The sequence below is a fragment of the Roseateles sp. P1_C6 genome (genome assembly GCF_056406315.1).
This window is the reverse complement of the sequence record NZ_JBFUAK010000009.1, coordinates 364,849-372,223: the sequence shown is the minus strand read 5'-3', so window position 1 is coordinate 372,223 and position 7,375 is coordinate 364,849. Positions and strand designations below refer to the sequence as shown.

Sequence of the window (7,375 nt, the reverse complement as noted above, 5' to 3'; positions counted from 1 at the left end):
CTGCATGGGCGTGACCGCGGCTGCGGCGCCGCCGTCGGCAGCTTCCAGGCGGCGCACCGGCGCGGGCAGGTCGCGGCTGCTGGGTGCGGTGGCGGCCGTCGCGGCGGCCGGGGCCGGGCGCAGTTCGGCGGCGCGCGGCAGTGTGGTCACGGCCCCTTCGGCGGAGGGGGCCTCCAGGCGGCGCACGGCGGCGGGCAGTTCGGGGCTGGGCGTGACGGGCGCGGTGGGCGTGGCGCTGAGTGCGCGCAGGTCCGTGGGGCGCTGCAGCGGCGCGACGGCGCTGTCGGTGGCCGCCTCCAGGCGGCGCACCGGTGCCGGCAGTTCGGCACTGGGCGCAGCGACGGCTGTGGGCGTTGCGATGCTGGGCGTGCGCAGCTCGGCCGGGCGCGGCAGTGGCGTGACGCTGCCCTGCGGCGTGGCCTCCAGCCGGCGCACGGGCGCGGGCAGCTCGGTTGGCAGCGCAGGCAGCTCGGTCGCGGGGCTGGGGGTGCGCAGGCTGGCCGGCGCGGGCAGCGGCGTGACGCTGGCGTCGGGCCGCGTCTCCAGCCGGCCGATCGCGGCGGGCAGCTCGGGGGCCGGGGCTTGCAGCGGCGCGGGTTGGGCGGTTTTCAGCGGCTCGGCCGGCGTCATCGGCAGCACCGGCGACTCGCTCGGCGTCAGCCGGCGCGGCGGCGGTGTGTCCAGCGCCTCGCGCTCCACGGGCTGGAAGCCGTCGGGCAGGTTCAGCGTGGCCGTGCTGGGCGGCGCCGGTGACGTCTCGTCGGTGCGCGCCGCGTCGGGCGGCACGTCGCGAGGGTTCCAGCGGCCCAGGTCGGCAGCGCCGGGTGCCTGCGAGCCCCCGGTGCGCTGGGCCTGCTGCGCCTCACCCGGCGGCGCGCCGGCCTCGCTGCCGCTGCGCCCCAGCAGCTTGACGGTGAGGCTGCCCCAGACACCCTGGCCCGGCGCTGCCGTGCCGGTGGCGTTGCCGAACATCAGCACCAGCCACACATGCAGCAGCACGGCCAGCAACAGGCAGCGCTGCAGCTGGCGCGGGTCAGGCGGCTGGCGTTGGGGCAGGGCGGTGGCACTCACGGCGGGCGAATTGTGTCGCGCAGCTAGCGCAGCGAGGCCTGGAACCCGGCGTCGGTCAACGGCGCAAACGTGAAGCCCTCGGCCAGCAGGCGGCCGATCAGCGTGTCCAGCTGCGCCAGCGTGTTGGGGTGGATCTCGTGCATCAGCACGATGCCGCCCTTGCGGGCCTTGACGGCCGTGACGACGTGGTCGACGAAGTGCTCGCGGTTGCCCTTGTCCACGCCGCAGATCTTGGCTTCGTGGGCGTCGACGCTGCCGGTCTTGTCGAAGGCCCAGTCGCAGCTGTCCACATGCCAGCCGACGATGCGGTAGCCCAGTCGCTGCAGCTGGGCGTTGGACTCGCAGCTGGAATTGCCGTAGGGGTAGCGGAACAGTTTGGGCGCCTCCAGTGCGGCCAGCGCCGTGTCGCTGCGCTCCAGCTCGCTGGCCTGCTTGCCTGGCGCGATGTCGTGGAAGTTGGGGTGAGACCAGGAATGGTTGCCGACCAGCGCGCGCGGGTGGGCCTTCACCACGGCCGCCAGATCGGGGTGGCGCTGGACCTTGCCTGCGATCAGGAAAAAGGTCGCCGTGATCTGGTGCTTGTCCAGCAGCGCGAGGATGGCCTCGGTGGCACCGGGCTCGGGGCCGTCGTCGAAGCTGAGGCTGACGACGCCGGGTGGCGGGTGCGTGGCGATGTCGGACTCGAAACGGCACCTCTGCTTGACCACCTCGGCGGGCTGGTTCATCTGCTCGGCCAGGCCGCGGGCGCGGGCGGCGCGCATCTCGAGCGCGTGGTGATGCGGGTGGTCGGCGTGGCCCGGGGCGCTGGCGGCAGGTGCCGGCTCGGCAGCTGGCGCTTGCGCGTGGCCGCTGGGCAGCGCTGCCGCGATGCAACAGGCGGCGAGGGAGGATCGAAGGATGTTCACACCGGGCATTTTGGCCCGGGGTGGGCTGCGCTCAAGGCCAGTGGGGCAGGGCGTGCGTGACGGTTGCCGCCCAGTGGCCGTCGGCGCCCACGCTGCGCTCGCTGACCCGCGTGCTGCCGTCAGCCTTGCGGACCAGCACGGTCGAGCAGCGCGTGCCGTAGAGCGCGAGCCCGGGCTGGGCCGGGTCCGGGATGCGCACGAAGCGTGGCGACAGCAGGCGTTCGCGGGCCAGGCCCACGCCGGTGTCGGGCAGCGCGGCGTCGGCTGCGGGCACCGCATCGGCCAGCGCCGCCAACAGGTCGTTGGCCAGCTGCTCGGCTGACGTGGCATTGTCCAGCGCGTCGGCGAGCGCGGCCTTGAGGCCGGTGGTCTTGGGCCAGGGCGTGTCCAGCGCTGCGTTGGACAGCGCATGAATGCCGTTTGCGAGCGGCAGCGGCGCATCGGCGCGGTTGCTGATCCAGTGCCAACGCACTTGCACCAGATCGGCGGTGACCAGGTTGAAGCCGTTGTAGCCTGGCTGCAGCCCGGCCGCAAATGCAGGCGCGTCCTGCGTGCTGGTGAGCCAGTCGACGACCAACTCGCCGCGCGAGGGCGCGTCGATGATCTGGCGACCGGGCTCGCGCACATTGGTCAGCAGCGCCAGCCGCCCCGCGCGCGTCAGGCCGAACCAGGTGCCGCCGGCGCTGAGGTCGCGGCCGGCCAGGATGTCGGGGTGGTCGTGCCACCAGGCCAGGGGCGCCGCGGCGCGGGCGAAGAATTCGTCGCGGTTGGCCGCGATGACGAGCGGGAAGCGTGGGTGGGCGTTCAGTGCGAACGCGGCGAGGCACATGGCCGCTGCCTCGGCTTCAGCATTCCACGATGTTGACGGCGAGGCCGCCGCGGGCCGTTTCCTTGTACTTGGTCATCATGTCGGCACCGGTGTCACGCATCGTCTTGATGACCTTGTCCAGGCTGACGAAGTGCGTGCCGTCGCCGCGCAGTGCCATGCGCGCCGCGTTGATGGCCTTCACCGACGCGATCGCGTTGCGCTCGATGCAGGGGATCTGCACCAGGCCGCCGACCGGATCGCAGGTCAGGCCCAGGTGGTGCTCCATGCCGATCTCGGCCGCGTTCTCCACCTGCTCGGGCGTGCCGCCCATGACAGCGCACAAGGCGCCCGCGGCCATCGAGCAGGCCACGCCCACCTCGCCCTGGCAACCCACCTCGGCACCGCTGATGGACGCGTTTTCCTTGTAGAGGATGCCGATGGCCGCGGCCGTGAGCAGGAAGTCGACGACGCCGCGGTCGGTGGCATGGTGAACGAAGCGCGTGTAGTAGTGCAGCACCGCCGGCACGATGCCGGCCGCGCCGTTGGTGGGCGCCGTGACGACGCGCCCGCCAGCAGCGTTCTCCTCGTTGACGGCCAGCGCGTAGAGGTTGACCCAGTCCATCACCTGCAGCGGGTCGCGCAGCGCGGCTTCGGGGTTGGCCGTCAGGTCGCGGTGCAGTTGGGCCGCGCGGCGCTTGACCTTGAAGCCGCCGGGCAGGATGCCCTCGGTCTTGCAGCCGCGCGTGACGCAGGCCTGCATGACGCCCCAGATCTTCATCAGCCCGGCATCGATCTCGGCCTCGGTGCGCCAGTGGCACTCGTTGCGCCGCATCAGCTCGGCGATGGAGATGCCGTGGCGCTTCGTCTGCTCCAGCAGTTCGTCACCGGACTTGAAGGGGTAGGGCAGCACAGTCACGTCGGGCGCGATGACCTTCTGCTTGCTGCCGTCGGCCGCGACCTCGTCGCTGACGACGAAGCCACCGCCGACGGAGTAGTAGACGCGGTTGGCGATCTCGTTGCCTTCGGCGTCGAAGGCGATGCAGCGCATGCCGTTGGCATGGAAGGGCAGCGTCTCGCGGCGTTTGAAGACGAGATCCTTGGACTCGTCGAAGGCCACCTTGTGCTGGCCGACCAGGTTCAGGTCGCCCGCGCGGATCGCGTCCAGCAGGGCCGGGATGGCCTCGACATCGACCGAGTCGGGCTCATGCCCGGCCAGGCCCAGCAGCACCGCCTTGTCGCTGCCGTGGCCCTTGCCGGTCGCGCCCAGCGAGCCGTACAGGACGACCTGCACGCGGGCCACCTTGTCCAGCAGGCCATCGTGCTGCAGCCTCAGGCCGAACAGCCGCGCGGCGCGCATCGGCCCGACCGTGTGCGAGCTGCTCGGGCCAATGCCGATCTTGAAGAGGTCGAAAACTGAAACGGCCATGACTCATTGCCTTTGCGCATTCAAACGCATTTGCACTCTTTGGGACCGCGGCCACCAGTGCCGGCGGTCTGAGTGGCGGGGTAACGGGGCGTGAGTTGCCCCTTCGTGCCTTGCGCCTCACACGCTGTTGTGCAGCGTTGTTCGAGCGATGGCACCGACATGGACCAGGCGAAAACCACCAGCATCAGAAGCGCAAGGCCAAGTGCGATTTGCGGGCCCGGCTTCCGATACCAAGGTGATTGCATGAGCTTGCGCGTCAGGCTTCTTCGTACTCGGACAGCGGCACGCAGGAGCAGAACAGGTTGCGGTCGCCCCACACGTTGTCCACGCGCCCCACCGGCGACCAGTACTTCTGGCGGCGCAGACTGGGCAGCGGGAAGGCGGCGGCCTCGCGGCTGTAGCCGTGGGTCCACTCGGTCGCGCTGACCACCATCGAGGTGTGCGGCGCGTTGACCAGCGGGTTGTCCTCGCGACTGACCTTGCCGCTTTCGACGTCGGCGATCTCCTGGCGGATCTGGATCATCGCGTCGATGAAGCGGTCCAGTTCGGCGCGCGACTCGCTCTCGGTGGGCTCGACCATCAGCGTGCCGGCAACGGGGAAGCTCAGCGTCGGCGCGTGGAAGCCGTAGTCGATGAGGCGCTTGGCCACGTCTTCGGCGCTGACGCCGGAGCTGTCCTTCAGCGGGCGCAGGTCCAGGATGCACTCGTGGGCCACGCCGCCACCCTTGACGCCGTCGATGCCGCCGGAGAAGTGGATGTCGTAGTGGTCCGACAGGCGCGCCGCCACGTAGTTGGCCGACAGGATGGCCACTTCGGTCGCCTTCTTCAGCCCCTCGGCGCCCATCATGCGGATGTACATCCACGAGATGGGCAGCACGGCCGCGTTGCCGAGCGGGGCCGCGCTCACGGCGCCGATGTTGGTGGCCTTGCCCAGGCCGGCGGTGCGGTGCGCGGGCAGGAAGGGCACGAGGTCGTCCACCACGCAGACCGGGCCGACGCCGGGTCCGCCACCGCCGTGCGGGATGCAGAAGGTCTTGTGCAGGTTCAGGTGGCTCACGTCGCCACCGAACTCGCCCGGCGCGGCGATGCCGACCAGCGCGTTCATGTTGGCGCCGTCCACGTAGACGCGGCCGCCGTGGGCCTTCACCAGCGCGCAGATCTCCTTCACGTGTGTGTCGAACACGCCATACGTGGAGGGGTAGGTGATCATGATCGCGGCCAGCTTGGCGGCGTGCTGTTCGCACTTGGCCTTCAGGTCGACGAGGTCGATGTTGCCTTCCTTGTCGCACTTGGTCACGACGACCGTCATGCCGACCATCTGGGCCGACGCGGGATTGGTGCCGTGGGCCGACTCGGGGATCAGGCACACCGTGCGCTGATGGTCGCCGCGCGACTCATGCCAGGCCTTGATGGCCAGCAGGCCGGCGTACTCGCCCTGCGAGCCCGCGTTGGGCTGCAGGCTGATGCCGGCGTAGCCGGTGCACTCGGTCAGCCAGTTCTGCAGCAACTGGTCCAACTCGGTGTAGCCGGCCAGTTGGTCCTGCGGCGCGAACGGGTGCACGCCAGCGAACTCGGGCCACGTGATGGGGATCATCTCGGCCGTGGCGTTGAGCTTCATCGTGCAGGAGCCCAGCGGGATCATGCTGCGGTCCAGCGCCAGGTCCTTGTCCGACAGGCTGCGGATGTAGCGCAGCATCTCGGTTTCGCTGTGGTGGGTGTTGAAGACCGGGTGGGTCAGGAAGGCGCTGCTGCGGCGCAGGTGCGACGGGATCAGGCTGTCGACGCCCGCAGCGAATTCGGCAACGGTCGGCACGGTGGCGCCGGCGGGCGCGAACCAGCGCCAGATGGCTTCGATGTCGGCGCGCGACGTCGTCTCGTCCAGCGCGATGCCGACATGCTTGTCGCTGATCCTGCGCAGGTTGGCTTGCGCAGCCACGGCCTTGGTCATGACGAGGCCGGGCTCGCACTCGACCAGCAGCGTGTCGAACACGTGCGGCGTGACGACCTTGACGCCCATTCGCGTCAGGCCCGCATGCAGGATGGCCGTGTAGCTGGCCACGCGCTCGGCAATGCGCTTGAGGCCTTGCGGGCCATGGTAGACGGCGTACATGCTGGCCACGACGGCCGGCAGCACCTGGGCCGTGCAGATGTTGGAGGTGGCCTTCTCGCGGCGGATGTGCTGCTCGCGGGTCTGCAGCGCCAGGCGCATGGCCGGGTGGCCTTGCGCGTCCTTGCTCACACCGACCAGACGGCCGGGCATGGAGCGCTTGAACTCGTCCTTGCAGGCCAGGAAGGCGGCGTGCGGGCCGCCGGCGCCCATGGGCATGCCGAAGCGCTGGCTGTTGCCGGCGACGATGTCGGCGCCGAACTCGCCGGGCGAGACTAGCAGCGTCAGCGCCAGCAGGTCGGTGCAGACGATGAAGGCGGCGTTCTTGGCGTGCGCCTGGTCGGCGAAGGCCTTCAGGTCGTGGATGAGGCCGGTGGTGCTGGGGTACTGGCAGACGACGGCGAAGTAGTCGTTCTCGGCCATCAGCATGGGCGCCATGCCGACCTTGACCTCCAGCCCCAACGGCGCGCAGCGCGTCTGGATGACTTCGATGGTCTGCGGGTGCACGTCGCCGGCGACGATCAGCGTGTTGCTCTTGCTCTTCACGCCGCGCTTGGCCAGCGTGACGGCTTCAGCCGCCGAGGTGGCCTCGTCCAGCATGGAGCCGTTGGCGATGTCCATGCCGGTGAGGTCGGTCACCATGGTCTGGAAGTTCAGGATGGCTTCCATGCGGCCCTGCGAGATCTCGGCCTGGTAGGGCGTGTAGGCCGTGTACCAGGCGGGGTTCTCGAGGATGTTGCGCAGGATGACGCCCGGCGTGTGCACGCCGTAGTAGCCCTGGCCGATGAAGCTCTTGTAGACCTTGTTCTTGCTGGCGATGGCTTTCAGCTCAGCCAGCGCGCCCGCCTCTGTGATGGGCGCGGGCAGCTTCATGCCCGCACTGCGGCGGATGGACTTGGGCACGACCGCGTCGATCAGCGCGGTGCGGCTGGCCACGCCGACAGCGGCGCACATCAGGGATTCATCAACGGCGTCCGGCCCGATGTGGCGGGCGTGGAATTCGGAGGCGTCTTCGAGTTGAGAAAGCGGCGTCGGCATGGCGGTCTACTTCGAGGAAT

Annotated in this window: 4 protein-coding genes and 1 pseudogene; all 5 read right to left on the bottom strand. The window is 70.1% G+C overall.

Translation table 11 applies throughout. The annotated features are described in order from the left end of the window. A pseudogene (locus AC1D29_RS21200) lies at nucleotides 1-1,071 on the bottom strand (hypothetical protein); the annotation flags it as partial. Between the two features lie 23 nt (nucleotides 1,072-1,094). Beyond that, nucleotides 1,095-1,976, bottom strand: a complete 882-nt coding sequence (locus tag AC1D29_RS21195; protein ID WP_477901096.1) for a polysaccharide deacetylase family protein — start codon at nucleotides 1,974-1,976, stop codon at nucleotides 1,095-1,097. Nucleotides 1,977-2,007: 31 nt separating this feature from the next. Next, entirely contained in the window at nucleotides 2,008-2,805 is a 798-nt protein-coding gene (locus tag AC1D29_RS21190) for an NRDE family protein (protein ID WP_477901094.1), read from the bottom strand. A 16-nt stretch (nucleotides 2,806-2,821) separates the two neighbouring features. Further along, nucleotides 2,822-4,210: an L-serine ammonia-lyase gene (locus AC1D29_RS21185; RefSeq protein ID WP_477901092.1), complete on the bottom strand. Its 1,389-nt coding sequence runs from the start codon at nucleotides 4,208-4,210 to the stop codon at nucleotides 2,822-2,824. Nucleotides 4,211-4,466: 256 nt separating this feature from the next. Next, a complete protein-coding gene (gene gcvP, locus AC1D29_RS21180) occupies nucleotides 4,467-7,355 on the bottom strand; it encodes an aminomethyl-transferring glycine dehydrogenase (protein WP_477901090.1) in 2,889 nt (962 codons plus the stop codon). Nucleotides 7,356-7,375 lie beyond the last annotated feature (20 nt).

What these genes read in the sequence shown, in the direction of transcription:
- AC1D29_RS21185 (WP_477901092.1), bottom strand. Translation starts at nt 4,210, where the DNA reads ATGGCCGTTTCAGTTTTCGACCTCTTCAAGATCGGCATTGGCCCGAGC.
- AC1D29_RS21190 (WP_477901094.1), bottom strand. Translation starts at nt 2,805, where the DNA reads ATGTGCCTCGCCGCGTTCGCACTGAACGCCCACCCACGCTTCCCGCTC.
- gcvP (WP_477901090.1), bottom strand. Translation starts at nt 7,355, where the DNA reads ATGCCGACGCCGCTTTCTCAACTCGAAGACGCCTCCGAATTCCACGCC.